Source organism: Dehalobacter restrictus DSM 9455, from assembly GCF_000512895.1.
Classification (GTDB): Bacteria; Bacillota; Desulfitobacteriia; order Desulfitobacteriales; family Syntrophobotulaceae; genus Dehalobacter; species Dehalobacter restrictus.
In genome coordinates, this window is sequence record NZ_CP007033.1 from 170,202 (window position 1) to 196,811 (window position 26,610).

The window sequence follows — 26,610 nt, forward strand, 5'->3', positions numbered from 1 at the left end:
AAAAAAGTTGTCAAAACCCGAGCAAAAGGTACATAACAAAGTCATTTTTAAAGAATATAACCAAAATCAGCTGAGTCTGCCCATCGACCTAGAGAGCCTGATTCCCCCGAATCATATGGTTAGAGTAATCAACACGGCCATAAAAAAAATGAACCTGGAACCACTCTATGCCCAGTATCCCGGCAAAGGAAGATCCAGTTTTCATCCGATAATGATGACAAAACTCGTTGTTTATGCCTATTTCGATAAAACATATTCCAGCCGCAGGATCGAAAAAGCTGCCAGAGAAAATATTATGTATATGTGGATCTGCGGAGGCAATGTCCCTGATTACAAGACTATCAATACCTTTCGCGGGGAAGGGATGAAGGATGTGATTCTCGACGTTTTCAGTGAAGTTGTAGAACTGCTTATAGAAGAAGGATATATCAAACTCGAAAACTACTTTATGGATGGCACAAAAATCGAAGCCAATGCCAACAAATACAGCTGGGTATGGGGGAAATCATCCAAACGCTACAAAGAAAACCTGCGTCAAAAGTGTCAGGAACTTATTCAATATGCCGAACAAGAAAATGACGAAGAGAACGCAGAATACGGGGAGCGAAACCTGGAAGAACTTGAAACCGACAAACCTATCGATTCTACAGCAATCGAAGCAGCAGTAAAACGTATCGATGAAAGGCTGTCCCAAATCCCGAAAGATAAAAAACTCAAAAAAGCCAAACGAATAATAGAAAAAGAATTGAGCAAGGTCAAACTGAAATGGGGATTACATTGCATAGCACATAATATGCGAAAAATGGTGGTCTGTAAGGGGTAATATGCCCCTTTTTTTATTCTTCTGCTTTGCTGTTACTGCAATGCGGCATAAATGGTCAATATTATATCAAAATAGCAAAGAAGCTGTGTGAAACTATTTAAGTTTCAGCACAGCCTCTTTCGTAATCAGTTATGTTGTAATCATCATAAATGCTTAACTTAGGTAACCGTTCCAACCAGCTTCAAAAGCTTTCAGATTAACTGCCAGTAGTTTAGACGGGACTGTTTCCCGGATAACATCAAGCCAAATCTGCTTGTCGATCTTCAGGCATCTGGCCAGCAATCCCAGCAAAACAACGTTGACTGCTTTGGCGTTGCCAGCTTCGACAGCCTTTTCGAGCCCGTTGATGATAAAAACTTCTTTACGTTCTTTTTCAATAATATCCAACACATCGGAAGGATATTGCGCAGCTCCGACGACTACCGGCATAGGATCGATTCTTTGGTCATTAATTAAGATGCTGCCATCCTTTTTCAGATAGGGCAGCCAGCGGAGAGCCTCCAGCTTCTCAAAAGCGAGTATAATATCCGCTTCACCTTCAGGAATGATCGGGGAGGCGACTTCTTTGCCGTATCTTACCTGGGTAACCACACTCCCGCCCCGCTGAGCCATCCCGTGAATCTCCGAGACCTTAACGTCCTGGCCGGTCATTTGGACGGCGCCCGCCATCACTCGGCTCGCAAGGATTGTCCCTTGTCCACCTACACCAACAATAAGAATATTCGTGATATCAATCATTGGCGCCACCTTCTTTCTTGATTGCTTCGCTGGGGCAGACAGTTGCACATAGCCCGCAACCTACACACTGAGCAAGGTTGATCCTGACTTCTTTTCCTTCCTTGGCGATACAGGGACAGCCTAATTTAAGACAGCGTAGACAGCCGGTACAAGCTTCTGTGGATATGCGATAAGGGTTATTCTTGCTTTTATCGATTAAGGCGCAAATCCGCTGGGTAATAATTACGGAAGGCTCTTCAGCAGCCAGCTCTTCTTTGATGATTTTCTCCAGTTCGTCCAGCTTAAACGGGTCAACAGCCCGGACCCTTTCTACGCCGACGGCCTTGGCCAGAAGGACGAGATCAATTTCTTTGGTAGGTTCTCCTTTAACAGTAAAACCGGTCGTCGGATTATGCTGGTGGCCGGTCATTGCCGTGATGCGGTTATCCAGAATAATGGTCGTTGTTGTTGCTTTATTGTATACGACGTCAACAAGTGCAGTTATCCCGGAATGAATGAAAGTGGAATCCCCAATCACCGCTACCAGATTGCGGGCGAAATCCTTACCTCTGGCTTTCTCCATGCCCATGGCAGTACCGATACTTGCTCCCATACAGATGGTCGTGTCAATGGCTTTAAGCGGAGCAAGGCAGCCAAGCGTATAACAACCAATATCACCGGCGACGGTGACTTTAAGCTTATTAAGTACATAGAAAAGACCTCTGTGCGGACAGCCGGGACATAGGACAGGAGGACGCGGAGGAATTTCATATTGCAGTTGATCTGGTTCGGTCGTCTCACGGGGAGAACAGTCCCCAAGCGTCTGCATGATTTTGGCGGCAATCGTTTCCGGCAGTAGTTCCCCGATCAGCGGAAAAGTATCCTTGCCATGAACATCAAGACCCCAGGACCTCACATACTCTTCGATAAAAGGTTCCAACTCTTCGACAATATATAACTGATCTACTTTGTTCGCAAAGTCCATAATCATTTTTTGGGGCAGCGGGAAGGTCATGCCAAGTTTTAAGATTGAAACTTCCGGTAAAACTTCTTTGACATACTGGTAGGTTACGCCGCTGGTAATTACTCCAATCTTCGTATCGTTCCATTCAACGCGGTTTAGATCGGTACTTTCAGCGTAGTCTTTTAGTTTTATTAGCCTATCCTCAACAACCACATGGCGGTGACGGGCATTTGCGGGAATCATCACATATTTGGAAGGATTTTTCTGATATTCCTTAATTCCTTTCTCTTTGCGGTCAGCAAGTTCGACCAGGGACTGGGAATGTGCCACCCGTGTTGTCGTTCTAAGCATAACCGGCGTATCAAACATCTCGCTGATGTCAAAAGCCAATTTGGTAAAAACTTTGGCCTCCTGGCTGTTGGCCGGCTCTAGTACCGGAATTTTTGCTGCCCGTCCAAAATGACGGTTATCCTGTTCATTTTGAGAACTATGCATGCCCGGATCGTCAGCAGATACAAGTACCAGTCCACCGTTAACACCGGTATACGAAAGTGTAAACAAGGGATCTGCTGCTACGTTTACCCCGACATGTTTCATGGAGACAAGCGCTCTTCCGCCGGCGATCGCAGCACCCAAACCAACTTCGAGTGCTACTTTTTCGTTCGGGGACCATTCCGCATACATCTCATCATATTTTGCTGCGTTTTCTGTAATTTCCGTACTGGGGGTTCCTGGATAAGCCGTGCATACTACAACTCCGGCTTCCCAGGCACCTCTTGCAATCGCTTCGTTGCCTGTCAGAAGCTTTTTCATTGTCCCCATCCTCTCAAATTTTAGATCTGCATTTATAAGATATCATCAAATGTTATAGGTTGTTTTCGGTGATATAAGATTCATTATAGTATGAATAAAGAAAACAGTTCAAGCAAAATCCAAGCTATTTTTTGAAAATATCTGGATGATTGCCAAACTGTTATAATTTATATAACTGTTCAATTTATATATAGGAATCAATTTAGTGGTTCGTCATTTAGTCATTTGATTCGCTTTCAAGGTCCAGGCCTTCGGGGTCTTCACTTTCAAGGAAAATATTGATTTCATCGTCAGAAAGAACATTATTTGTTTTCAGGGAGGCATAATTATCCTGGAAATGGGGCGAATAGAGCGGAGAACTGATATTCTGACCAGAGGCGACCATATCTCGGATGCGCATTAGTTCCGAATATTCATGGATGGAGATGATGACAGCCTGGGGTTTGTTATTTTTGACGATGATATAGGGATTGCCTTCATCTTCAACGGCCTGAATAACTTTTGAAGCTTGTCCACGGCCTAACTCCGAAACGGAAATCATACAGTCAAATACCCGGCGCAAATCCATGCGAGAAACTCCCCTCCCTCAGCAGATCACAAATGTCATGCTCAGACAAACGTCCAAAGACATTTTGATTATAAGCTGGAAACTGGAATAATGCAACAAGCGGCTGAATGATTTTAGTGGTAATTAACATGCATATCTGCATGAAAATAGTCGAAGAAACGACAATCCTTATTAATAAGAGAAATAAATCAATGAGATTTGTCAAAACTTTTTTCCTGAACTGCCCTGAACCATCAATTGAACCTTTTAAGGCAACAGGCAATAAAATGAAGCGTGAACATATTATTCATTGAGGAGTGTCGGTAAAATGAAAGGAAACATGAAACATGTATTTCCGGGCGGAAATACCTCAGAGGGATTTTTTTCGTACTATTCGTTTCTGCTGGAAAAAGGTACGAAACGAATTTTTGTGGTCAAAGGGGGACCTGGCGTCGGAAAATCAACGTTGATGAAAAAAATTGGGAACAGAATGGTAGAAATGGGTTATGATGTGGAATTCCACCACTGCTCTTCCGATCATCATTCCCTCGACGGAATAGCGGTTGTGGATGCCGGGATTGTGATGGTTGATGGAACTGCACCGCATATTGTGGATCCGAAGTATCCTGGAGGTCTGGATGAGATCATAAATCTGGGAGAATTCTGGGATACGGATGCCATACAGCACAATGTAAAACATATTATCGCGTCAACGAATGAAGTCAGCCGTCTGTTTGCCAGGGCTTACCGTTTGTTAAGTGCAGCCAGAGCGGTCGCGGAGAATATGATGGCAATAACCAGGCAGTCTATGGATTTTTCCGCGTTGAATATGGAAACATCGCGTTTGGCAAAGAAAATATTTGAGGGTGTGTACATGGTGGAAAGCTCCGGTAGGACCGGCGTGGCCAGACATCTGTTTTCCTGTGCGTATACACCGGAAGGTTTTGTTGATTTTACAGATTCTATTCTTCAGGAAATCCGGGAAATCGTTTATCTGGAAGGCGAGATGGGCACAGGAAGATCCGTTTTTATGGAGAAAATTGCCACCAAGGCCATGGAAAAAGGTTTTGATGTAGAAATCTATCACTTACCGCTGATCCCTTCCAAGATCGGAACGATTGTGATCAAAGAACTGCAGGTTGCCCTGACGTCGAGCGAATCTTTCCGAAACAATCATCAAGAGTCCGTTAACCTGAACAGGCATGTCCATACAGAGCTTTCTTCATCACTGACACAGGAACTGAACAGTGACCTGGATTTGTTTGGTCATCTTATGCACAGCGGAATGGACTGCATTCACCAGGCCAAACAGGAGCACGATGCTCTGGAGCAATATTATGTCCCGTATATGAATTTCAAGGCTGTCGAAGAAAAATACGAGGAGATCTTGAGCAGGATTTTGGATATTGCGGGCAGTGAGGCCTGCGCAGCAGAAAAACAACTGCATTAAGACATACCGCGGAGGGGGGGACAAAAGATGTGTCCCTCCCTCCCTTGGTTTTCTATCTCCCTGAGCGATCCTTTGAAGTGATTTTTTGTTTGATGATTGGTTATGATAGAATAGGAAAATATCCTATCATGAGGTTTTTATGGAAAAAGATCTATATATGACAATTTCCAGCAAAACAAAACAGCTGCTGGTCAAACAGGAAGGTTTCGATGCGGATTTCAAGATGACAGTTAAAGGCATTCAAGCCACAGATTTAGTAGCATTTGCGAATTCAGAAAATGGAGGAACCATTTTAGCTGGCGTGGGTGAAGTTGAAGATAAAAACAGCATGCAGAAAGGTAGAATCATCGGCTGTCCTGTTGGTGACAAGGAGAGACTCTTTATTTTAAGTAAAGCTGAGAGTTGTGTTCCGCCTGTTGAAGTCGCTATAATAATAGAAAACTATGCCAGAAAACCAATCTACCGAATTGAGATTCCCTCCGGTAAAGAAAAGCCGTACTGTACGGCCGGGGGCACATACAAGATCAGAGGGGACGGCCGGACCAACACCCTGCTTCCCGGAAGGCTGCTGACCCTTTACATCGAAAAACAAAGCGAAACATTTTTTAACCGCTTTCGCGAAGCAACGAAAGAACTGGGGAAAGATATTCTGGCTTCGGATACACTGCTTCAAAATGCCTTAAACGAGCTCAGACGCAAAGTGCTGCAGATTGAATCTGCCATTGGGAGCAATCAAAACAGCCTGGAAAAAATAGAGGCTATTGATAAAAAAATAGATAAGCTTTTGTCGCTGCAAGCTAAAGGAGAATGAAATGAATTTCAACACAAATACGGATCTTGATTATGAACCGCTGATCGTGGTCGAAGGGAAAAACGATGCGCATGCGGTCAGACGCGCCCTGGGCAAAGTTGACGTCATCTGGACGGAGGGGTTTGGATTGACCGAGCAAAAGCTGGAGTATATTGCGGAGATGGCAGAGAGACGTGGCGTTATTGTCTGTACGGATCCTGATTTTGCTGGAAAACAGATTCGGGAGCGAATCAATAAACGGATCCCGAAAGCCAGGCACGTTTATCTTTCCGTCGAGGTAGCGCGCAATCCGAAAGATTATGATATTGGCCTGGAAAACGTTTCTTCGGAGGAGATCAGGAAAGCGTTTTCCAAAATACTCGAAGTAAAGATTTCGAATATGGACAGCAACGACGGAGTGAAAATTGCTGAGAAGATAAATGCTGAGGCGGTAGTAATGGCTGATTTGCGGCAAAGCGGCCTGGTTGGGCAATGCTGTTCGGCTGCAAAACGGGTCCGGCTCGGGAAAATTTTGGGGATTGGGGATACCAACGCCAAGCAATTTTTATTTCGCGTCAACCGTTTTGGGATAACTAAAGACGAATTTTATTCCGCAGTAAAGCAGATGGAAGGGAATGGGAAGTAAGTGACGAAAGCAGGATGGGAAGATACGGCGTCCTATGTCCGCAGAGTTGTACGCCATGGGGTCCGGGCCAAAAAATCTTTGGGTCAAAATTTTTTAGTTAATGACAGTATTATCGAAAGGATCGTTCGGGAGGGTATGCCCTTAAATGATCTGCCGCTGGTTGAGATTGGACCGGGGCCGGGTGCTCTAACGAGGATGCTTGCCCCCAAATTCCCCAGATTGTGGGCGGTAGAACTTGATAAGGAAAAAGTTGAGTTACTCCAAAGAGAATTAAACGCCTACCCGTTTGTTCTGTTGCATATGGATGCCCTAAAGCTTAAACTAGCCAATCTTTGGGGACAGGAAAAAGGCTGGCTGATTGGCAATCTCCCGTACTACATCACAAATCCGCTACTAATGCATTTCCTTAACCAAGCGGAATCGCTGCTGGGCATGACCGTAATGGTTCAGAAAGAAGTTGCCGACCGAATGTGTGCCCTGCCCGGGGGAAGGGATTATGGGATATTATCGATTGCCGTTCAGTTATCAGCCGAGGTTAAAAGGCTGTTCGATGTTCCACCTTCGGCCTTCTGGCCTCAGCCGAAGGTCACATCGACGGTGCTAAGACTGGATATCCGGCCATATCCAGGATTCTCATTGGAAAAGAGAGACGTCTTTTTCAAGGTTGTGCGGGCGGCTTTTGCGCAGCGAAGGAAGATGCTGCTGAATACGCTTTCCAGCGGACTCTCTTTACCCAAAGAGCTAACTGCGGAGATACTCAAGGCTGCGGGAGTAGACCCGAAGCTCAGGGCTGAAGATGTCGGGATACTTGATTATCAGAAGATTGTAGCCGTCTGGGAGGCGCAAAGAAATTGATTCTAAGGATACCGGTTTGGGAACCGGTATTTTTTTATGTCATAAAATAGAGTAAATCAGAAAATATAGATGCAGCTATTTTTAAAGGAGTTTGCGAAGAGCAGGAGGGTTAGACATGTTTAAGACAGGAGATATTGTGGCCCGCCTTTCTTATAACCAGGATTTATTTCTAAAAATACTGGCCCTGAATAAAAGGCGCAAGAAAGTAACGGCAGTACTCGGTGGGCTCAATTACCGATTAATCGCCGACGCCGATGTCGATGACCTTATTTTCAAGGATGATAAGCAAATTGTCCATTATCAGCTGGCCGATTCTCAGGAAGTTTATAAAAAATTCCGTAAGGTTGTCTACGATCGCAAATTCAAGGTTGAAGAAGAGTACTTTGAAATACCGGGCAAAATTCTTCATTTGGACGGAGATCAGGAATATTTGGATCATTGTCTAAAAACGTATAGACAATTGGGACTTCAGGCCAAAGGAATTTGCAAATCGGAAGCGGAACAGCCCAAGGCAATTGCCGGGTCTTTGCGAGATTATCCGGCGGATATTCTGGTTTTGACAGGCCATGATTCTTTGCTTAAAGGGAAAAGCAATTTGAAAAGTCTGGACAGCTACCGGAGCTCGGGTCATTTTGTGCAGTCCGTTACGGAAGCAAGGAGAATTCAGCCGAATAAAGATCAGTTGGTTATCTTTGCAGGCGGATGCCAGTCTAATTTCGAAGCAATCATTGAAGCCGGTGCAAACTTTGCCTCTTCGCCAAGACGAATGATGATTCATGCCTTAGACCCTGTGTTTCTGGTGGAGAGCATTGCCTATACGCCAATTGACCGTACCGTTTCTCTCAAAGATATTATTCGGCATACAGTTACGGGCGTAGACGGTGTAGGCGGAATTGAAACAAGAGGACAGCTCAGAAGAGGTTACCCCAAAGTAGAGCATTAATTCATGAATAAAATACAAGTTTAGGAATAATTTACGCAGATTTCCACAAATTAAGCTCGGAGGGATGCTATGACCGAGCATATTATGGGAAATCTGCTTATTATCGGCGGAGCAGAAGACAAGGAAAAAGACTGTAAAATTTTAAAATATTATTATCGCGAGGCAGGAGAAAAAAGATCCAGGATATGTGTTATTACTGCAGCTTCAGAGGACGGGGAGCAGGCGGGGATCATTTATAGAGACCTTTTTATGAAGTTTGGCTGCTCAAATATAGACGTGATTGCCATTCAAGACAGAGCGTCTGCCAATGTAGGTGAAAATATTGAAAAGATCGTTCAAGCCAGCGGTATTTTCTTTACAGGGGGGGACCAGCTCAGGATCACAGCGATGATCGGCGGAACTGCAATGGGTATGGCCTTGCAGCATCTGTATGAGCAAGGGGTTATTATCGGAGGGACCAGTGCCGGAGCATCCGTAATGTCTGATACAATGATCATCGGCGGACAGGGAGATACGCCTGGTGAAGACTTAATTCAGATGGCCCCCGGACTAGGACTTTTGAAGGGTATCATTATTGACCAACATTTTGCCCAAAGAGGAAGGATTGGACGGCTAATGACGGCTGTCTCCTTAAATCCGTACTTCTTAGGAATCGGAATTGATGAAGATACATCTGTCCATATCAGAAATGACGGGAACTTTCGGGTGATCGGGCGCGGAACAGTACTTATTACCGATGCTTCATGTGCAGTAATCAGTAATGTGGATGACTTAAATAATGGAAAGCCTCTGGCCCTTGCCCCGGTCAAAGTACACATTTTGAGTGAAGGCTGGAGATTTAATATTACTGAACGGACCAGCTTTCTGAGTGAGGCTGAAGGATTCAGTATGAATCATTCGGAGCTGTCTAAAAAGGAAATGAAACAGGAGGCTACATCTTCATGAGGATACATCAGGTGAAAGCAATTGAAGGTGCAAACTTTTTCAGTTACAGGCCCGTGATCCGTGGAATCGTCAGTATTGCCGAATGGCAGGGGAAAATGACCCATGAGCTTGGCGATTTCAATCAAAGATTGTTAAAGGCGCTACCTTCACTTGCCGACCATACCTGTTCCCGTGGAAAACCCGGAGGGTTTGTTGAAAGACTGGAAGAAGGAACATTGCCTGGACATGTACTGGAGCATGTCAGTATAGAATTGCTGACGTTAGCCGGAGAAAAAAGCCGTTACGGCAAAACGCGTGTTCTGGTTGAAGAAATGGAAGAATATGAGGTGATCTATGAATATGAATGCAAGGAAGCAGCGATTGAGGCACTTTATGCTGCAGCCGGTTTTCTCAACCAGCTGCGCTATGGGGAAGAGCCGAATGCTGAGCCGTTGGTTGCTCAATTAAAAAAACTTCGTTCAGCGTATATGCCCGGGCCGTCCACGCAAGCCATTCTTCAGGCTTGCCTTGACAGAGGTATTCCTTACGATAAGCTCGGGGATGGAAATCTTTATCAGCTTGGCTATGGCCGTCTGCAAAAAAGAATACAGGCGGCGATGACAAGTGGAACGAGCTGCATCGGAACAGATATTGCATCAGACAAACAGCTTACGCGGCTAATACTCAGTGAGTCTGCCATACCGGTTCCACGCGGAAAGATTGCTTCTTCGGAAGAGGAGATTCTGAAGCTGTTCCGACAATTTGCCAGCAGTGTGGTTATAAAGCCATGTCTGGGAAATCAAGGGAAAGGTGTATCTCTCAATTTAACGAAGGAAAGTGAGATTGTTAAAGCCTGCCGCCTGGCGCAGGTCTACAGCACAAAGGTGATTATCGAAGAATACATCAAAGGAAACAACTACCGGCTTCTTGTTGTTGGGGGCAAATTGGTGGCGGCGGCCAGGAGAAGACCGCCGATGGTTGCCGGAAACGGCAAATCGAGCATTGAAGAACTGATCGAACAGGAAAATAACAATCCTCTAAGGGGAACGGGGCATGAAAAGTATTTATCAAAAATTGCGGTTGATCCCATTCTTATTTTGGATCTCAGCCGGCAGGGATTTTCGCTGAAATCTGTTCCACATCTTGGAGAAAAAGTCGTACTCCGGCAAAGTGCGAACCTCAGTACCGGATCAACGGCAGTGGACGTGACGGGTTTGGTGCACAGGGATAATGCTGAGCTGGCTGTTTACGCAGCAAGCGTACTGGGACTTGATATTGCCGGGATAGACTTTATTCTGGGAGATATCAGGCATTCTTACCGGGAGCAGGATGGCAGAATTATTGAGGTCAATGCAGCTCCGGGTTTAAGAATGCATTTGCTGCCCAGTGCCGGCCAAAGCAGGAATATCGGCAGGGATATTGTCAATATGCTCCTTCCGCATGGAAACGGCAGAATCCCTATTGTCTCGGTGACAGGAACCAATGGCAAGACAACTGTCGTCCGTCTTTTAAGTAAGATGCTCCGGAAACAGCAGTTAACGGTAGGGATGACATCCACGGAAGGAATCTATATTAATGACAGGCTGCTCAGCAAGGGTGATCACAGCGGACCTGCCAGCGCCCGGACTGTTCTGAGACACCCCGATGTCCAAGTTGCAGTCCTGGAAACAGCCAGAGGGGGGATTTTACGGGCAGGTCTCGGTTATGATTATGCGGATGTTGCGATTATCACAAATATTTCTGAGGATCATCTCGGTCAATACGGTATTGACAATATTGAGGATTTGAGCAAGGTGAAGAGTCTGGTTGCTGAAAGAGTACAAAAGCATGGTTTTGCCATTCTGAATGCGGATGATCCTCAGGTTGTGAACCTGGACCAAAAAACCAGTGGACATGTTATTTATTTTAGTACCGAAATCCAGAACAGAAGAATCTGTAAACACCTGGCGTTTGGAGGGGTTGCCGTGGTCGCAGATCAGAAGAAGATATGGATTTATCAGGGGACCTGCGGCTCAACTGTTTGTAACCTGAACAAAATCCCGATTACCTGGGGAGGAAAAGCGAGGCATAATGTTCAAAATGTCCTGGCAGCTGTTGCAGCTTGCTATGCGTTGGGATATAATGCTCAGCAAATCAGGAGGGCGGTAAGCGGCTTCGGGCAAAATCCTGAAGATAATCAGGGAAGGCTCGAATATTATGAAATGGATGGCTTTAAGGTAGTTCTGGATTACGGTCATAACCCTGCCGGTATTAAAGAGGTTGTCCAAACACTTCAGATGATTGGGCACAAGAGGATTGTGGGGTGTATCGGCTTGCCCGGTGACAGAAGCGACGCCACAGTAAAACAATTTGCCAGGGAAGCTGCCGCAGGATTTGATCTGCTGTATATTAAGGAAGATGCAGATCTGCGAGGCAGAAAATCAGGAGAAATTGCGCATATGATCTATGAAGAGGCTTTAAGTGAAGGGAAAAAGGCAAGTTCAATGAAGATCATTCTTAAGGAAGAGGAAGCACTGCGCGAAGCTCTGGCAAAAGCCAGAGAAGGAGATATTGTTGTGATCTTTTATGAAAAAGCAGAGCCGTTAAGAAAAATCATTAATGACCACCTCAATTTAATCCTGCCGGAAATAAGAAATTTGGCGGATTAGAATATTTTTCTGGCAGGATGAGGGTGTAATACGCTATAATATTAGGAAAATAATTCTATCGTATCAAAGGTAAAAGAACTTGGTAAATATGAAAGAAAATTCTGTGGTTGTTTTGGCACCGGCCAAGATAAACCTCGCGCTGGCTGTCAATGATATCAGGACTGACGGATATCATAGTCTTGAAACGGTCTTCCAATCTGTGTCTCTATTTGACCGGGTTGAAATCACACTTCAAGGTGACGGGATATCTTGCCTTTGCGGCGAATTAAGCGGCGAAAAAAATCTCGCTTATCAGGCTGCCGGGCTTTTTCTGGATGAATATAAGGCCAGGACATCAGGTGTAACTCCCGGAGCTGAGATTAATATCGAAAAGCATATTCCGTTGCAGGCGGGGCTTGCCGGGGGAAGCAGTGATGCCGCAGCTGTTCTTATAGGACTGAACAGGCTACTGTCAAATCCTTTCTCTTATGAACATTTAGTGGGACTGGCTAAACAGTGTGGTTCGGATACGGCATTTTGTCTGCTTGGAGGAACAGCATGGGGGGAAGGGACCGGTTCTGAACTCAAAGAACTTCCCCGGGCGCCCGAGATGGATATCATCCTGGTTAAACCGGAACAGGGAGTAAGCACTGCAGATGCATATCGATTGTTTGATAAACGCGCTGAATTTTCGAAGCTCAATCAAAAAAAATGGGTGAGTGTTCTAAGTGCTGCCAGGATTGATATGATTGGCAGAATGCTTTCCAATGATCTGGAGAATGTTGTTTTTGATCTTGTCCCTGAGATTTCTGTCTTAAAACGGTGGCTGCTGGAAGGAGGCTGCCTTGGAGCTCTGATGTCCGGAAGCGGGTCTACACTGTTCGGAGTCGTAAAGGATCATGGTCAGGGAGAAAAGATGCGCAAGGTTCTGGCTGAGAAGGGTTATCATCAAACCTGGTTAGTAAAAACGATCGGTTCTCGAAATATTAAATCTGGAGAAAAGGAGTGATTTTTGGTGGAAAGACGTTTAGTACCGGTAAAACTTGACAGTTATAAACCTCTGAGGGAAATTGTGCTTGAGGCTCTACGGGAGGCTATCGTCAGTGGAGTCCTGGAGCCGGGAGAACGCTTGATGGAAATCCAGCTGGCGGAAGAAATGGGCGTAAGCCGTACACCTGTAAGAGAAGCGATCCGTAAACTTGAACTGGAGGGCTTTGTGGTCATGGTTCCGCGAAGGGGCGCTTATGTGGCAGGAGTCTCTCATAAGGATGTTAAAGACGTATTTGAAATCCGCGCAGCCCTGGAAGGACTGGCAGCAGGACTCGCCGCCGAGAAGATTACAGAAGAAGAAATTGACGAGATGGAGCGGATTTTATATTATGAAAAAATGCCTGATTCTCTGGATGTTATTGTCCAGTCCGATATAGACTTCCACGCTCTTTTGTATAAGGCAAGCCGGAATGAAAGGCTGATTCAAATTCTTGCAAACCTGAAAGAGCAGACACAGCGGTTCCGGACAACATCTTTGGCAGTTCCGGGAAGGGTTAAAAATACGATTCAGGAACACCGGGCGATCATTGATGCTGTGGCAAGGCATGATGTGGAAGAAGCGCAAAAGCTTGCAGCGGCGCATATTGAAAATGCCGGGAATGTCATGTTTGAAGCTTTAAGGGGCATGTCATCGAGCCGTAAAAGCGAATAACAGTTCCTGCATAGTGTTTTATGAGATAAAATAAAAGAGATGATTGCATGAAAAGAATTGAAAGAATGATTGCGTTAACAGAAATCCTGATTTCCCACCCGAATGAGCTTTTGACTTTAGGTTTTTTTGCCGACCGTTTTGATACTGCGAGATCGACCATCAGTGAAGACCTGGTCGCGATTAAAGAAAGTTTAACGCTCACGGACAAGGGAAATTTGGATACAATCTCAGGAGCGGCCGGAGGTGTCAAGTATTTGCCCGGAATCGGCAGAGAAGAAGCAAAAGACTTCCTGACATCTCTTGCCGGAAACTTAAATGCGGGCGACAGAACGCTTCCTGGCGGATTTCTTTATATGTCTGATATTCTCTATAATCCTATCATTGCCAGGAAATTAGGGCTTATTTTTGCGAGCGTTTTTCGGAAAAGAAGTCCTGAAGCCGTGATAACGATTGAAACAAAAGGGATTCCGCTGGCCCTGATGACTGCTGATGCGCTGGGTGTACCTGCTGTTGTGGTGCAGCATGGCAATAAAGTGACGGAAGGTTCTTCGGTTAGTATCAATTACATATCCGGTTCCTCCAAAAGAATTCAGACCATGTCTTTAACCCGCAAGGCTTTGGGTACCGGGAAAAAAGTACTGATCATTGATGATTTCATTAAAGCCGGGGGCACAGCCAAAGGGCTGATCGACCTTATGCAGGAATTTGATGCCAAAGTCGTAGGCCTTGGCATTTTGATGGAAGACACACTCTGGAATAACTCAAGGCTAGTCGAAGACTACCTTGCTCTTCTGCAGCTGGAAATCGATTCTTCAAAAGGCAGGACGTTTGTCAAGGCAAATGACCCAAAAATGATGTAGAATATTTTGAATTGGAAATTTTTTTTGTTAAAAAGAAGGAGTTTTTTGCCAAATAGAGAATAAAAAAAGAAGATTTTTCTGGAGGCGAAAGAGAAGGGTGGTGATTCTCAGCATGGAGATTACTGACGTCAGAGTCCGAAAGGTAAATGCCGAAGGCAAGATGAAAGCAGTCGTATCGGTTACATTTGACAACGAATTTGTTGTTCACGATGTAAAAGTGGTTGAAGGGACGAATGGTTTATTTGTGGCGATGCCCAGTCGAAAGACCCCGGAAGGCGATTTTCGCGATATTGCCCACCCGATTTCATCTGCGGCAAGAGAAAAAATCCAGACTAAGGTACTGGAAGAATACGGAAAGGGCATTGAATAATATTTGATTCAGCTGAGGAGAGACCATCATTTGAGAGGTCTCTTTTTTATCATATTAAATAAATCTGCAATAATATAGGCGGAATACAAAAAAATATCTGTAATTTCTTTTTATTCTTGGCAATAATTCGTTATAATAATGAAGTACAACTATGCGAGTATCTGCTCATCAATCATAGGATATTTTAAGGTTGATAAGGTACTTGATCACTTTGGAGGGTAAATAAGGAAATGTCTCATTTTACAGCAGTCATTTTGGCTGCGGGAAAAGGTACCCGTATGAAATCGGAATTACCAAAAGTGATGCACACGTTGGCTGGCCGTCCGCTGATCGACCACGTTCTGGAGAAGGTTGCAAAACCGGGAATTAATGATGTTATTACGATTGTCGGTCATGGCCGCGAAATGTTGTGGGAACACCTTGGGGAACGAACCAGGGTGGTTGTTCAAGAAGAACAATTGGGCACAGGTCACGCCGTGATGCAGGTATTGCCATTGATCGATGAAGACAGTAGCATTCTGGTCTTAAGCGGGGATCAGCCGCTTTTAGCCGGGCATACGCTTCAGTCATTAATGGAGATTCACCAAAAGACGGGCTCTTCAGCTACAGTACTCACGGCGGTCATGGAGAATCCTTCTGGTTATGGAAGGATATTGAAAGAGGACAATGTTTTTCAAGGCATTATCGAAGAAAAAGATGCAGATGTTTTGCAAAAAGGGATTAAGGAGATCAATACAGGCACCTATTGTTTCAACGGAGCAGCCTTAAAATTTGCGCTTCAGAAGATTACACCTAAAAATGCCCAGGGCGAGTATTATCTCACTGATGTCTTTGATATCCTACTTTCGTACGGTCAAAAAATTGAGATCTTTTGTACGGACGACCCGTCAGAAGCTTTAGGCATTAATAATCGGGTTCAGCTGGCTGAAGCTGAGGATATCTTGTATGATCGAATCAGAAAATACTGGATGATGGAGGGAGTAACGATCATCAATCCTCCATCGGTTTTTATAGATGCGGAAGTTGTTCTTGGGAAGGACGTCATCCTTAATCCTTTTACAATGATTAAAGGAAATACCAGGATTGAAGAAGGCGCAAACATTGGCCCCTCGACAACACTGATCAACTGTGTTTGTCAGAAGGGATGTCAGATCGAACACTCTGTTGCGCGAGACGCGGTGATCGGAGAGAATTGCCTTGTGGGACCGTATGCTTACCTGAGACCCGGAACGGTTTTGGGTAAAGAGGTTAAAGTTGGTGATTTCGTAGAAATTAAAAACAGCATCATTGAAGAGGGAACCAAAGTCCCTCACCTGAGCTATATTGGCGATTCCAGGTTGGGCAAAAATGTGAACATAGGTGCAGGAACGATTACCTGCAACTATGATGGCGAGAATAAGCATCAGACCATTATTGAAGACCGTGTTTTTGTCGGCAGCAATACAAACTTTGTTGCTCCGGTATCTATCGGCAAAGAAGCAGTCATCGGCGCCGGGTCAACAATTACGAAAGATGTTCCTGATCAGGCTCTGGCGATCGAAAGATCACAACAGCGAATTATTGAAAATTGGCACTTGTCCAAGAAAAAGTAGGGGGAAAATTATGGCTACGAAAGAACTTAAAATTTTTTGCGGAAACGCAAATAGGGAACTCGCGCAGGAGATTGCCGATTATCTTGGCATTTCCATGGGGGTTGCCAATGTCAAAACATTTATGGACGGCGAAATCAACATCGGAATTGATGAAAGCGTAAGGGGTGCCGATGTGTTTGTTGTTCAGCCGACCTGCGCGCCAACCAACGATAGTATTATGGAGCTGTTAATCCTTATTGATGCCTTGCGGAGAGCGTCAGCCTATCGGATTACGGCAGTGGTTCCCTATTACGGCTATGCCAGACAGGAAAGGAAGACAAAGGCCAGAGAACCGATTACGGCGAAACTCATGGCCAATCTCATAACGACTGCTGGAGCGGATCGTCTGGTGGCCATGGATCTTCATGCACCTGCAATTCAGGGATTTTTCGACATTCCAGTTGATCATCTCCCCGGAGTACCGATCCTCGCGGAATATTTTATGGAGAAGAAACTCGAAGATATTTGCGTTGTATCACCTGATATCGGAGGAGTCGGCAGGGCCAGGAATTTTGCGGAACGAATCGGGGCATCGCTCGCAATTGTGGATAAACGTCGGCCTGAACCGAATGTATCAAAAATAATGCATGTCATCGGTGACCTGCAGGGAAAAATAGCAGTACTTATTGACGATATCACAGATACCGGTGGTACGATTACCCAGGCTGCAGCTGTACTGATGGAAAAAGGAGCCAAAGAGGTCTATGCCTGTTGTACGCACCCGGTATTATCTGGCCCTGCTATCGGCATTCTCGAAAAATCCGTTATTAAAGAATTTGTCGTAACAAATACCATTCCTTTAACCCCGGAAAAGAAGATTGATAAGATTAAAGTGCTTTCTGTTGCTCCTTTATTGGGCGAAGCTATCGTTAGAATCCATGAGGATTTATCCGTCAGTAAATTATTCAGTTAGTTCTTCGGAGCACTTAGATAAGGCCGTCTTTGGGACCTTTGTCTGCATTGGTGGTGGCTTCTTCATCTTGCCCCTCGCAGAAATTATCCGTAACAGACGTGCTGATTTCTGCTGAGACAGGCTGGATTGGTTTGTCTGTATCATCCGGGAAATCTTCGCTTGTTTCAGCGTCCTTGTTCTTTTTCCAGAATCTGTTCAGATCCTGACTTTTTCGGCTTGCCTTTTGGGAAGCAACCTGGATCATGGATTTGACATTATCATTGATGCCTTTCGTAAAAAGTTCAAGTCTCTCTTCACAGTCTTTAACCACAACGACGACATCGGAACCGATGGTAAGAATATCGTCGGCTTTCAGGCTGGCTTTTCCCTTGAAAAGCCCCTCTATTTTACCTCCGGAGATATCAAGACTTGATATCATGCCATTTTCGGTATCGATATAGAACTCTTCAATGATACCGAGGGTTTTGCCGCTGGCAGTAATGACTTTTGTTCCAATGATCGCCGTTTTTTCTTTGAGAAGTTCTAAAATATCAGGTAAATTTGTCGCTTTTTCCGCCTGATTCTCAGTGCTGACGGTGATGACGTTTTCACCAATGCTGACAACCCTGTTATAAGGAATAATACGCTGTTCTTTGAAGAACCCCTTGGGGTCGACCATCAATGCGGCAACAGCTTTGGCTTTCGGGTCAATGACGATATTGCGCACAAGCCCGATTTGTTGGCCTTCTTTTAGAGAAATAATCGGCAGGGATAAAATTTTTTTACTGGGCAGCATAGGATTCCCTCCTTTTTTAAGTCTATCAAGAAAACGCTAACAGCTTTCCGACAGATCAAAGTGCAACTAAGGCTACCGCCAAAGCTTGGCGCCAGCCAAGTTTTCTAAAAAATAATCTTTATAAAATTAATCCTTGATTAATGCTGTTCTGTCTATTCAATTTATGCTTAGGACTTAAACGATATGCCGATAAGGAGAATTTATGAGGGCTGTAATCGGTCTCGGGAATCCGGGAGTTAAATATAGCGAGACAAAACATAATGCAGGATTCATGCTACTGGACAGAATTGCGGCTCAGGAAGGATTGTCTTTTCGTAATGATTTTCGCGGTAAAGTGGTTGAAATGAGAAACAAAGATGAGCGGATATTCTTTCTGAAGCCAATTACTTATATGAATCTAAGCGGTTTAGCCGTTGGGGAACTGATAAGCTATTATAAAATAAATACGCAGAATATATTGGTGGTCCATGATGATATGGATCTCCCCCTCGGCAGGATACGATTGAGGGCCAAAGGGAGTGCCGGGGGACATAACGGACTGAAATCCATAATTTCGGAATTGGGGTCACAGGATTTCTGGCGTCTTAAAATCGGCGTTGGAAGACCAAAGACAGAATTTGATGTGGTTAATCATGTACTCTCAACGTTTCCCAAAGAGGAAAAAGCAGTGTTGGATGGTACTCTGGACAGGGCACAGCGCGCTGTAGGATTGTGGATAGAGGGCCGTGGGGACGAGGCCATGAATCTATTTAACCAGGAAAAACAGTCACTTTAAATGAAGCTGAAGCGTATAACCTTAGATTGGATAGGCAAGCATATTACTTAGGAGGTGTTTTATCCTATGTATATGCTTAAAATATGCCGTTGCTGTGATACCATCGTTGGTGAACTGGAGATGGATGACGCCAGGCCACTCAGGATGGATTTTTCTGTTGAAATTAAAGGTAATGTTGCCTATACACTTTGCTCAAAATGCATGAGGGAACTGGATATCAGCCGAGTGACGTACTATCAGTAAATATGGTTTGCTCAACCCGAATACTCGGAGAACAGGTATTTTCTATCCTGACCAGAGATATGATAAGGAATGAGCCACTTTTTGCAGGAGGGCAGCACATGCCTACGATTAATGATTTTTTGTACAAAGGTTTGGATATTGGGGAAATAAGCGCTGCCTTAAGCAGAAAAGAGTCCCCACAAATGATTTACCAAATGACCGGCAGCGAAAAAGCTGCGTTTGCAGCCCAGGTCTCCTTGCTGAAGCAGCAGGCTCTGATCATCACCTATACAGATGAACAAGCCCAAAAATGGGCAAGAGATCTGGAGGCATGGCTTCCCGGAAAAAATATTATGCTTTTCCCGACAACAGAGTGGCTTCCGTTTGAAGTTTTCAGCAGAAGTCACGAAATTACGGCAGAGAGAATCCGGGTCCTGAGCAGCCTGCTCCCATTCAACCGGGAAACAGACAGCGAAACAATTGTCGTTGCGCCCGTCCAGGCGATCATGAAGAAACTAATTCGCCCGGAAAAGTGGCTGATACATTGTATCCTTTTTAAGGTCGGGGAACAGTATGCAGTTTCTGACCTTATGCGCTTATTGGTAGAGGCCGGTTATGAACGTGAAGAAACCATTGAGGGCAGAGGACAGTTTGCTTTGCGCGGTGGGATTCTCGATATTGCACCACATGACAGAGATCCTGTCAGGATAGAATTTTTTGATGAGGAAGTAGATTCTATCCGGATATTTGATTTGGAGACCCAAAAATCACTGGAAAGTATTTCTGAGGTCCTTATTGTTCCTGTTCAGGAGTATGTTATTGATACCAAAAGGCAGCAGGATCTGAAAGGGGAAATCAAAGCCAGGGCCCGCAAAGCCGTCGGTCGTTTACAGCGGCTGGATCGGGTAGAAGCGGTTAAGAGACTTCATAAAAAAGTAGAATATCTTGAAAACCGGCTGAACACGGGAATTCTTGATGAAAGCATTTATCCTTACCTTAGTCTGCTGTCCGAAGAGTATGTTCCTTTCTTTGAATGGCTCGATCAGGATTGTCTTGTATTTCTCGATGAACCGCTCCGGCTTAAGGAGCAGCTGGATTTTCAGTCCAATCAGCGTCTTACTGAATTTACGGACAACCTAGAAAAGGGAGAAGAGTTTGTTAATCCCGATCATTTATTTATCAGCTTTGAAGATTTGCTCGCTAGCGGAAAGCGTCCTTTGCTGGGCCTGTCGAATTTATTGCGGGAAATACCCGGGTTTGACCCTAAAAGAGTGACGAACATGATTGCCCGCCCTTTAGCCGGGTATGGTAAGACTTCAATCCTGGTGGAAGAGATTCAGCGGTGGAAGTCCATCGGATACGTGATTGCACTTTTTGCAGGGAACGAGGAACAATCTCAGCGACTTGGGCAAGGGTTAAAGGACAGAAGCATTAATGCCAGTCTGGTCAGGATGGAAGATCCAATCATACAGGGCGGCGTTTATATTTATCCGCTTTCGATCAACCAAGGCTTTGAACTGCCTGTAAGCAAAATGGTTATTTTTTCAGAATCGGAAATATACCGAAGAGAACGAAAACACCAGGCAAAGCCCAAAAAAGGCCCAAAAGAAACAGATATTCTTTCTTTCAGCGACCTTAAACCAGGTGATTACGTTGTGCACTTTTACCATGGAATCGGCAAGTTTACCGGAATTGAAACCATTGAGGTCGATGGTATTGAAAAGGATTATTTTGCGATTCGTTATGCCGGTGAAGATAAGCTGTATGTGCCGCTTGATCAGCTGCAGCTGCTGCAGAAATACCTCGGGACAGAAGAATCAAGCACGCCCAAGCTGAACAAACTGAACGGCAATGAATGGAACAAGGCGAAAGCCAGGGCACAGAGTGCTGTTAAAGAGATGGCCATCAATTTACTTGAGCTTTATGCGAAAAGGGAAGGGGCTGTGGGATTTGCTTATCCGGAAGACAGCCATTGGCAGAAAGAGTTTGAAGACCGCTTCCCATATGAAGAAACACCAGACCAGTTGCAGAGTATTATGGAAGTCAAGAAAGATATGATGAAGTCCCGGCCGATGGACCGGCTTCTTTGTGGGGATGTGGGGTACGGTAAAACTGAAGTTGCCCTGAGAGCCGCATTTAAGGCGATAATCAGCGGCAAGCAGGTTGCAGTCATGGTACCGACGACCATCCTCGCCCAGCAGCATTATAATACGTTTAGAGAACGCTTTATGGATTATCCTGTAAAAATCGAAATGCTAAGCCGTTTTCGCACAGCCAAGGAACAGAAGCAGATCATTCAGAGTCTGAAGGACGGGTCGCTTGATATCGTGGTCGGTACCCACCGTCTCCTATCGGAAGGTGTTAGCTTCAAGGACCTGGGTCTGCTTGTTGTCGATGAAGAGCAGCGTTTTGGTGTTGCTCACAAAGAGAAGCTCAAAACCCTGAAGACCAATGTCGATGTTTTAACCCTTTCAGCTACGCCGATTCCCAGAACCCTGCATATGTCTCTAGTTGGCTTAAGAGATATGAGCGTTATCATGACGCCTCCGGAAGATAGGTTCCCTGTTCAGACATTTGTTGCCGAATTTAATGCGGATCTAGTAAGAGATGCAATACGCAGGGAATTATACAGAGGGGGCCAGGTGTTTTTTGTCCATAACCGGGTCGAGACACTGGATAGAGTGGTCAGACTGCTGAATTTGATTATCCCGGAAGCCCGTTGTGGGGTTGTACATGGGCAGATGAGCGAAAGCCAGCTTGAGAAAGAAATGATTTCCTTTTTGGAAAAAGAGAAAGATATTCTAATTTGCACTACCATCATCGAAACAGGTTTGGATATGCCGAACGTCAATACACTTATTGTCGATGGAGCGGATAAATTTGGCCTGAGCCAGCTTTATCAGCTCAGGGGCAGGGTGGGCAGGTCAAACCGGAAAGCGTATGCCTACTTTTTATACCAACCGCAAAAAATTCTGACAGAAGAGGCAGAAAAGAGGCTGACTACAATCAGGGAATTCACTGAATTTGGTTCCGGTTTCAAGATTGCCATGCGTGATTTGGAAATAAGAGGAGCAGGTAATTTTATCGGGGGGGAGCAGCATGGGCATCTTGCAAGCATTGGCTTCAGCCTTTATGTCAAGATGCTGAAAGAGGCAGTTCAGCAATTACGTGGTGAAACAGTGGAAGAAGTCGCTGAGCCAGTCATAGATATTCAGGTCAAGGCGCTCCTTCCTGATGAATATATCGTGGATAAGCAGATTAAGGCTACGCTTTACCAGAGAATGCTCGGCATTTCTAGTGAAGAACACTTAAGTGACTTTCTGGATGAACTGGTGGACAGATTTGGAAACCCGCCCGATGAAGTTGAAAACCTGGCTAAAATTATCAGGATAAGAATGAAAGCCAAACAACTGGGTCTCGAACAGGTTGCTCAGCATAAACAGAATATCTCCCTGCGGTTTGCCGCTGATCCCGGAATATCCGGAGAACAGCTGATGAGTATTGCCGCAAAATTTCCTTACCCGTTGTCATTTGCAGCTGGGGAACAAGGTAATCTTGAATTGAATCTGCGGCTTAGGGTTTCGAGTATAGAAGATATCTTTAAAGCCATATTCAAATTATTTGATATTTTAGAGGAATATGTGATGCATCCGGCAGCAGCTGCCAGGACCGTATCCGGTACAGTTTAAATTGCTTAATAAATCGTAACTTGGTATAATGACTTCATCCAGCGAAAGGGAGATAGGATTAATGAAAAAAATAACAATAACAATGATCATCATGCTGCTTGCTTCGCTGCTTATGCTCAATGGCTGCGCCAAACAGGAATTTGCAGTTAAAGTGAATAAGCAAAGTATCCCCATGACGACTTATGAAGAAAAGTTAAATGCCAGCAAAACCTATTATGAGAAGCAGGGTATGGACTTTAGCACGGATGAGGGCAAGGCCAGTCTGGAAAGCATCAAGAGTTCCGTCCTCGAAAATATTATTATGACAGAATTAATTCGACAGGAAGTTGAGAAGAATAAATGGGATACAACCAATCCAGATGTTACAAAGAAAATAGATGAGCTCAAAAGTACGCTGACCAATCAGGATTATGCAAGTTTTCTGAAAGAACAGGCGATGACCGAAGAAGAAGTGGCCAATTTTTATGCTTTTTCGTATTACGTTGGTAAAGATGTGACAGTTTCGGATCAGGAAGTCCAGCAGTATTTTGAATCGCATTACTCGGATTTTGGCGGACAGGATGAACAGGTCAAGGCCAGCCACGTTTTGGTTGCAACTGAAGCGGAAGCCAATAAAGTAATCCAGGAGTATAAGGCTGGTAAAGATTTTTCCGAACTGGCCAAGGAATATTCTACAGACACCGGCAGTAAGGATTCAGGCGGGAATCTCGATTATTTTTCCCACGGAGAAATGGTGACTGAATTTGAAGAGGCTGCTTTCAGCCAGAAGGTAGGAACCATCTCGGAAAAACCGGTGAAGACGGAATATGGCTACCATGTCATTTTGGTTGAAGACCATAAAGAGGCTGTTGTGCCTGACTTTGAAAAGGTTAAAACAAGCGTTCAGGAAGCTGCTTTGGCAAATGCCAAAAATCTGAAAGTATCAAGCTATTATTCGGAACTCAGACAAGCAGCTGAAGTCGAATACGCCGAAGAATTAAAACCGGCAGATACAACTGCTAAATAAGCAATAGGATTGTTTAATCTGATCAAACCATAAGAGGAGTAACAAAACTTCAGTTTTTGTTACTCCTCTATTTATTTATTCGTGAGTCTGCAATAGACCAAGAATATTTTGGTACAAGACAGATCGGTCATCTTGGATTATTCTTTTTTGCGTGTATGGAAAAATATGAATAATAAAGCAGTTCAAGATATATACTAAGATTGAATTAGTCGCTTTGGAAAAAGGAGGGAGAACTTAATGAAAGCAACCGGAATTGTCAGAAGAATAGATGATCTTGGCCGAGTAGTTATTCCCAAGGAAATCCGGCGGACTTTACGGATAAGAGAAGGAGATCCACTGGAGATTTTTGTGGACAGAGAAGGGGAAGTGATACTAAAGAAGTATTCGCCCATTGGTGAGTTGGGAGACTTCGCCAAAGAATATGCGGATTCTTTATTTGAATCAACAGGACATATTGCCTGTATCGGAGATAGAGATGTCATCATCGCGGTGTCAGGGGCTTCCAAGAAAGACTACCTAAACAAATCTCTTGGCGCTGTAGCCGAGCAGGCCATGGAAGAAAGGAGGACCATTTACAATACGGGAGAATCTTCTGTTTTGAAAGAAACAGAAGGAGAGGAGAAAGTCAAAGCAACAAATCAGGTCATTGCACCGATTATTGCTGAAGGCGATCCCATTGGGGTAGTCGTACTCATGTCCAAAGAACCGAACATCAAGATGGGAGATTTGGAAATCAAACTTGCTGAAACTGCAGCGGGCTTTTTAGCCAAACAAATGGAACAGTAATGTTTAAATGCAAAGAATAAAAATCAAAAAGGACTGTTAACAGCATGTTGACAGTCCTTTTCTTAATGGTGCGTGCTCAGATAAGCGCGTATTACCTAATTGGTGAAAGTCCAGTTGGGGTAAGTACCAAGGCGTCCCGAGATGCTTGCCAAAGATCTTCCTACCATTTATAGTATTATTGGACAAGCAACGAGTGCCTTATCAACCTTAATATCAAACAGGAGGAAAGCAAGTGAACCCGATATTAAATATTCTGGGCCTCGGAGACCAAGGACTTGATTCTTTGTCTCTTGCCGCCTATAAATTATTGAAAGGTTCAGATCTGATATTCCTGTGGAATGCCGAACATCCGGCAGCTTCAGATCTGATTCGGGAGGGTTTTCCGTGCCAGGAAATATTCGCAGCAGCGGAAAAAACGGAAAATATTCTTTTAGACCTAGACACAGGACTCGATTTGATTGCAGAAAAGGTTATGACGGTGTCCGGTAAGAAGCAAATAACGCTCGCTTTGCCGGGTTTCCCAATCGCGGAAGGCAGGATCACAGCCGGACTTTACCGAAGGCTTGGAACCTCTTTTACTCTGAAGGCGACAATGATCAGGGAAAATAGTGACCCGCTGGAAAGGCTCACTGCAATTATGGCCGAATTGCGTTCTGCTCGGGGGTGTCCTTGGGATAAGGAGCAGGACCATGAGTCGCTGAAGAAATATCTGATTGAAGAGACCTATGAAGTGTTGGATGCAATTGATTCCAAAAATATGAATAATTTATGTGAGGAATTGGGAGACTTATTATTACAAGTCGTGTTCCATTCCCGCATTGCAGAGGAATCCGGGCGATTCAGCCTGAACGATGTCATAAAGGGCATTTCGGATAAACTGATACGCCGGCATCCTCATGTTTTTGGGTCAGTTGAAGTAGCATCAAGCCAGGAGGTTCTGGTAAACTGGGATGAAATTAAAAAAATGGAAAAGCTGACATCCCAAAGTCCGGAAAAAGAAACGGAAAGGAATTTCTTTGATATTCCAGGAGGGCTTCCAGCGCTGCAATTCGCTGAAAAGACTCAAAAAAAGGCTTCCAAAGCCGGTTTTGACTGGGAGGATCACCGGGGCCCCCTTTCTAAAATCTATGAAGAGCTCGCTGAGCTTGAAAAGGAAGTGGGAAAAAGTCCAAGAATAGAAGAAGAACTAGGCGATTTGCTCTTTTCTATTGTTAATCTGTCGCGTTTTCTCGGAATAAACGCTGAAGAAGCCCTGCGGCAGGGGACGAAGAAATTTCAACAAAGATTTTATAAAATGGTGCACAAAATAGATTTGGAAGGACCTAACAGAGGAGGAATGAGCATGGAAAACATGAATTTTTTCTGGGAAGTGGTAAAAAGTGAAGAAAAAACTGGGGTTTGAGGTTTATTTTAGCATTTCCAAGAAGGAGAATGCAGTTTCATAGCGAATATAGAGGCTATTAGTTTATTATTATTGGGAGGGAGACTTTTGAATAAAGCGGAACTCGTTGCTGCAGTAGCAGAAAAGACCGAATTCACCAAGAAGGATGCCGAAAAAGCGGTAGCCGCAGTCTTTGACACAATCAGTCAAGCAATGGCAAGTGGTGAGAAAGTCCAATTAGTTGGTTTTGGTACATTTGAGGTTAAGAAAAGAGAAGAGCGTGTTGGTAGAAATCCTCAGACCAAAGAGGAAATTGTCATTCCCGCATGCAAAGTACCTGGCTTTAAGGCAGGAAAAGCTTTAAAAGAGTCAGTACAGTAAGTTCTTGAATTTTTTAAGTT

The 26,610-nt window shown here is 44.5% G+C and carries 25 protein-coding genes and 1 pseudogene; 21 read left to right on the plus strand and 5 right to left on the minus strand.

Going from position 1 to position 26,610, the window contains the following annotated elements; translation table 11 throughout:
• Nucleotides 1–7 precede the first annotated feature (7 nt).
• Nucleotides 8–745 (plus strand): annotated as a pseudogene (locus DEHRE_RS00835) (transposase); the annotation flags it as partial.
• Between the two features lie 231 nt (nucleotides 746–976).
• Here DEHRE_RS00835 and DEHRE_RS00840 read toward each other — a convergent pair.
• The 4 genes from DEHRE_RS00840 to DEHRE_RS14565 form a co-directional block, all read right to left on the minus strand.
• Nucleotides 977–1,561 (minus strand): indolepyruvate oxidoreductase subunit beta, encoded by a 585-nt coding sequence (locus tag DEHRE_RS00840; RefSeq protein WP_025204956.1) that lies wholly within the window; start codon nucleotides 1,559–1,561, stop codon nucleotides 977–979.
• Entirely contained in the window at nucleotides 1,554–3,317 is a 1,764-nt protein-coding gene (iorA, locus tag DEHRE_RS00845) for an indolepyruvate ferredoxin oxidoreductase subunit alpha (RefSeq protein ID WP_025204957.1), read from the minus strand. The genes DEHRE_RS00840 and iorA overlap by 8 nt, the downstream gene beginning before the upstream one ends.
• Nucleotides 3,318–3,534: 217 nt before the next feature.
• On the minus strand, nucleotides 3,535–3,885 hold the full coding sequence (locus DEHRE_RS00850) for a type II toxin-antitoxin system Phd/YefM family antitoxin (protein WP_019224840.1): 351 nt from the start codon (nucleotides 3,883–3,885) through the stop codon (nucleotides 3,535–3,537).
• Complete coding sequence (locus DEHRE_RS14565; protein ID WP_144284031.1) at nucleotides 3,863–4,147, minus strand: hypothetical protein; 285 nt, start codon at nucleotides 4,145–4,147, stop codon at nucleotides 3,863–3,865. The genes DEHRE_RS00850 and DEHRE_RS14565 overlap by 23 nt, the downstream gene beginning before the upstream one ends.
• A 45-nt stretch (nucleotides 4,148–4,192) precedes the next feature.
• On the opposite strand from DEHRE_RS14565, the gene DEHRE_RS00855 reads away from it, so the two are divergent.
• The 13 genes from DEHRE_RS00855 to DEHRE_RS00915 all read left to right on the plus strand — a co-directional run bounded on the left by DEHRE_RS00855 (nucleotide 4,193) and on the right by DEHRE_RS00915 (nucleotide 17,575).
• Nucleotides 4,193–5,314, plus strand: coding sequence for a PRK06851 family protein (locus DEHRE_RS00855; RefSeq protein WP_025204958.1), 1,122 nt, complete (start codon nucleotides 4,193–4,195; stop codon nucleotides 5,312–5,314).
• 139 nt (nucleotides 5,315–5,453) lie between these two features.
• Nucleotides 5,454–6,125, plus strand: a complete 672-nt coding sequence (locus DEHRE_RS00860) for an AlbA family DNA-binding domain-containing protein (RefSeq protein ID WP_025204959.1) — start codon at nucleotides 5,454–5,456, stop codon at nucleotides 6,123–6,125.
• Between the two features lies 1 nt (nucleotide 6,126).
• Complete coding sequence (locus tag DEHRE_RS00865) at nucleotides 6,127–6,750, plus strand: ribonuclease M5 (protein ID WP_025204960.1); 624 nt, start codon at nucleotides 6,127–6,129, stop codon at nucleotides 6,748–6,750.
• The gene (gene rsmA / locus DEHRE_RS00870) at nucleotides 6,751–7,605 is read left to right on the plus strand and encodes a 16S rRNA (adenine(1518)-N(6)/adenine(1519)-N(6))-dimethyltransferase RsmA (RefSeq protein ID WP_025204961.1); all 855 of its coding nucleotides are present in this window, start codon (nucleotides 6,751–6,753) and stop codon (nucleotides 7,603–7,605) included. It abuts the gene before it with no gap.
• Nucleotides 7,606–7,720: 115 nt separating this feature from the next.
• Nucleotides 7,721–8,548, plus strand: coding sequence for a sporulation peptidase YabG (gene yabG, locus DEHRE_RS00875; protein WP_019224834.1), 828 nt, complete (start codon nucleotides 7,721–7,723; stop codon nucleotides 8,546–8,548).
• 69 nt (nucleotides 8,549–8,617) lie between these two features.
• Nucleotides 8,618–9,493 carry a cyanophycinase gene (locus DEHRE_RS00880; RefSeq protein WP_025204962.1) on the plus strand — a complete coding sequence of 292 codons (876 nt, stop codon included), beginning with the start codon at nucleotides 8,618–8,620 and terminating at the stop codon, nucleotides 9,491–9,493.
• Nucleotides 9,490–12,120, plus strand: a complete 2,631-nt coding sequence (gene cphA / locus DEHRE_RS00885; protein WP_025204963.1) for a cyanophycin synthetase — start codon at nucleotides 9,490–9,492, stop codon at nucleotides 12,118–12,120. The genes DEHRE_RS00880 and cphA overlap by 4 nt, the downstream gene beginning before the upstream one ends.
• A gap of 88 nt (nucleotides 12,121–12,208) precedes the next feature.
• Nucleotides 12,209–13,108 (plus strand): 4-(cytidine 5'-diphospho)-2-C-methyl-D-erythritol kinase, encoded by a 900-nt coding sequence (ispE, locus tag DEHRE_RS00890; RefSeq protein ID WP_025204964.1) that lies wholly within the window; start codon nucleotides 12,209–12,211, stop codon nucleotides 13,106–13,108.
• Nucleotides 13,109–13,114: 6 nt separating this feature from the next.
• Nucleotides 13,115–13,801, plus strand: coding sequence for a GntR family transcriptional regulator (locus DEHRE_RS00895; protein ID WP_015042331.1), 687 nt, complete (start codon nucleotides 13,115–13,117; stop codon nucleotides 13,799–13,801).
• A gap of 47 nt (nucleotides 13,802–13,848) precedes the next feature.
• Complete coding sequence (gene purR / locus DEHRE_RS00900) at nucleotides 13,849–14,661, plus strand: pur operon repressor (RefSeq protein WP_019224831.1); 813 nt, start codon at nucleotides 13,849–13,851, stop codon at nucleotides 14,659–14,661.
• Between the two features lie 112 nt (nucleotides 14,662–14,773).
• Complete coding sequence (gene spoVG / locus DEHRE_RS00905) at nucleotides 14,774–15,031, plus strand: septation regulator SpoVG (RefSeq protein ID WP_015042333.1); 258 nt, start codon at nucleotides 14,774–14,776, stop codon at nucleotides 15,029–15,031.
• A 230-nt stretch (nucleotides 15,032–15,261) separates the two neighbouring features.
• A complete protein-coding gene (gene glmU, locus DEHRE_RS00910; protein ID WP_025204967.1) occupies nucleotides 15,262–16,623 on the plus strand; it encodes a bifunctional UDP-N-acetylglucosamine diphosphorylase/glucosamine-1-phosphate N-acetyltransferase GlmU in 1,362 nt (453 codons plus the stop codon).
• Nucleotides 16,624–16,633: 10 nt separating this feature from the next.
• On the plus strand, nucleotides 16,634–17,575 hold the full coding sequence (locus tag DEHRE_RS00915; RefSeq protein ID WP_019224828.1) for a ribose-phosphate diphosphokinase: 942 nt from the start codon (nucleotides 16,634–16,636) through the stop codon (nucleotides 17,573–17,575).
• A gap of 13 nt (nucleotides 17,576–17,588) precedes the next feature.
• Here the strand turns inward: DEHRE_RS00915 and DEHRE_RS00920 are convergent, their stop codons facing one another.
• Nucleotides 17,589–18,350 carry a PRC-barrel domain-containing protein gene (locus DEHRE_RS00920; protein WP_025204968.1) on the minus strand — a complete coding sequence of 254 codons (762 nt, stop codon included), beginning with the start codon at nucleotides 18,348–18,350 and terminating at the stop codon, nucleotides 17,589–17,591.
• 202 nt (nucleotides 18,351–18,552) lie between these two features.
• Here DEHRE_RS00920 and pth point away from each other — a divergent pair, with 202 nt between their 5' ends.
• The 7 genes from pth to DEHRE_RS00950 all read left to right on the plus strand — a co-directional run bounded on the left by pth (nucleotide 18,553) and on the right by DEHRE_RS00950 (nucleotide 26,590).
• Nucleotides 18,553–19,125 carry an aminoacyl-tRNA hydrolase gene (gene pth / locus DEHRE_RS00925; RefSeq protein WP_025204970.1) on the plus strand — a complete coding sequence of 191 codons (573 nt, stop codon included), beginning with the start codon at nucleotides 18,553–18,555 and terminating at the stop codon, nucleotides 19,123–19,125.
• 66 nt (nucleotides 19,126–19,191) lie between these two features.
• Complete coding sequence (locus tag DEHRE_RS14945; RefSeq protein WP_167539421.1) at nucleotides 19,192–19,368, plus strand: hypothetical protein; 177 nt, start codon at nucleotides 19,192–19,194, stop codon at nucleotides 19,366–19,368.
• Nucleotides 19,369–19,466: 98 nt separating this feature from the next.
• Entirely contained in the window at nucleotides 19,467–23,036 is a 3,570-nt protein-coding gene (mfd, locus tag DEHRE_RS00930) for a transcription-repair coupling factor (RefSeq protein ID WP_025204971.1), read from the plus strand.
• 61 nt (nucleotides 23,037–23,097) lie between these two features.
• On the plus strand, nucleotides 23,098–24,042 hold the full coding sequence (locus tag DEHRE_RS00935) for a peptidylprolyl isomerase (protein WP_025204972.1): 945 nt from the start codon (nucleotides 23,098–23,100) through the stop codon (nucleotides 24,040–24,042).
• 237 nt (nucleotides 24,043–24,279) lie between these two features.
• The gene (spoVT, locus tag DEHRE_RS00940) at nucleotides 24,280–24,828 is read left to right on the plus strand and encodes a stage V sporulation protein T (RefSeq protein WP_015042341.1); all 549 of its coding nucleotides are present in this window, start codon (nucleotides 24,280–24,282) and stop codon (nucleotides 24,826–24,828) included.
• Between the two features lie 232 nt (nucleotides 24,829–25,060).
• Nucleotides 25,061–26,230 carry a nucleoside triphosphate pyrophosphohydrolase gene (gene mazG, locus DEHRE_RS00945; protein WP_025204973.1) on the plus strand — a complete coding sequence of 390 codons (1,170 nt, stop codon included), beginning with the start codon at nucleotides 25,061–25,063 and terminating at the stop codon, nucleotides 26,228–26,230.
• Between the two features lie 87 nt (nucleotides 26,231–26,317).
• The gene (locus DEHRE_RS00950) at nucleotides 26,318–26,590 is read left to right on the plus strand and encodes an HU family DNA-binding protein (RefSeq protein ID WP_015042343.1); all 273 of its coding nucleotides are present in this window, start codon (nucleotides 26,318–26,320) and stop codon (nucleotides 26,588–26,590) included.
• Nucleotides 26,591–26,610 lie beyond the last annotated feature (20 nt).

Excerpts from the sequence above, each read along its gene's own strand:
- DEHRE_RS00840 (WP_025204956.1), bottom strand. The coding sequence starts at position 1,561 with ATGATTGATATCACGAATATTCTTATTGTTGGTGTAGGTGGACAAGGG.
- iorA (WP_025204957.1), bottom strand. The coding sequence starts at position 3,317 with ATGAAAAAGCTTCTGACAGGCAACGAAGCGATTGCAAGAGGTGCCTGG.
- DEHRE_RS00850 (WP_019224840.1), bottom strand. The coding sequence starts at position 3,885 with ATGGATTTGCGCCGGGTATTTGACTGTATGATTTCCGTTTCGGAGTTA.
- DEHRE_RS00855 (WP_025204958.1), top strand. The coding sequence starts at position 4,193 with ATGAAAGGAAACATGAAACATGTATTTCCGGGCGGAAATACCTCAGAG.
- DEHRE_RS00860 (WP_025204959.1), top strand. The coding sequence starts at position 5,454 with ATGGAAAAAGATCTATATATGACAATTTCCAGCAAAACAAAACAGCTG.
- DEHRE_RS00865 (WP_025204960.1), top strand. The coding sequence starts at position 6,127 with ATGAATTTCAACACAAATACGGATCTTGATTATGAACCGCTGATCGTG.
- yabG (WP_019224834.1), top strand. The coding sequence starts at position 7,721 with ATGTTTAAGACAGGAGATATTGTGGCCCGCCTTTCTTATAACCAGGAT.
- DEHRE_RS00880 (WP_025204962.1), top strand. The coding sequence starts at position 8,618 with ATGACCGAGCATATTATGGGAAATCTGCTTATTATCGGCGGAGCAGAA.
- cphA (WP_025204963.1), top strand. The coding sequence starts at position 9,490 with ATGAGGATACATCAGGTGAAAGCAATTGAAGGTGCAAACTTTTTCAGT.
- ispE (WP_025204964.1), top strand. The coding sequence starts at position 12,209 with ATGAAAGAAAATTCTGTGGTTGTTTTGGCACCGGCCAAGATAAACCTC.
- purR (WP_019224831.1), top strand. The coding sequence starts at position 13,849 with ATGAAAAGAATTGAAAGAATGATTGCGTTAACAGAAATCCTGATTTCC.
- spoVG (WP_015042333.1), top strand. The coding sequence starts at position 14,774 with ATGGAGATTACTGACGTCAGAGTCCGAAAGGTAAATGCCGAAGGCAAG.
- glmU (WP_025204967.1), top strand. The coding sequence starts at position 15,262 with ATGTCTCATTTTACAGCAGTCATTTTGGCTGCGGGAAAAGGTACCCGT.
- DEHRE_RS00915 (WP_019224828.1), top strand. The coding sequence starts at position 16,634 with ATGGCTACGAAAGAACTTAAAATTTTTTGCGGAAACGCAAATAGGGAA.
- DEHRE_RS00920 (WP_025204968.1), bottom strand. The coding sequence starts at position 18,350 with ATGCTGCCCAGTAAAAAAATTTTATCCCTGCCGATTATTTCTCTAAAA.
- pth (WP_025204970.1), top strand. The coding sequence starts at position 18,553 with ATGAGGGCTGTAATCGGTCTCGGGAATCCGGGAGTTAAATATAGCGAG.
- DEHRE_RS14945 (WP_167539421.1), top strand. The coding sequence starts at position 19,192 with ATGTATATGCTTAAAATATGCCGTTGCTGTGATACCATCGTTGGTGAA.
- mfd (WP_025204971.1), top strand. The coding sequence starts at position 19,467 with ATGCCTACGATTAATGATTTTTTGTACAAAGGTTTGGATATTGGGGAA.
- DEHRE_RS00935 (WP_025204972.1), top strand. The coding sequence starts at position 23,098 with ATGAAAAAAATAACAATAACAATGATCATCATGCTGCTTGCTTCGCTG.
- spoVT (WP_015042341.1), top strand. The coding sequence starts at position 24,280 with ATGAAAGCAACCGGAATTGTCAGAAGAATAGATGATCTTGGCCGAGTA.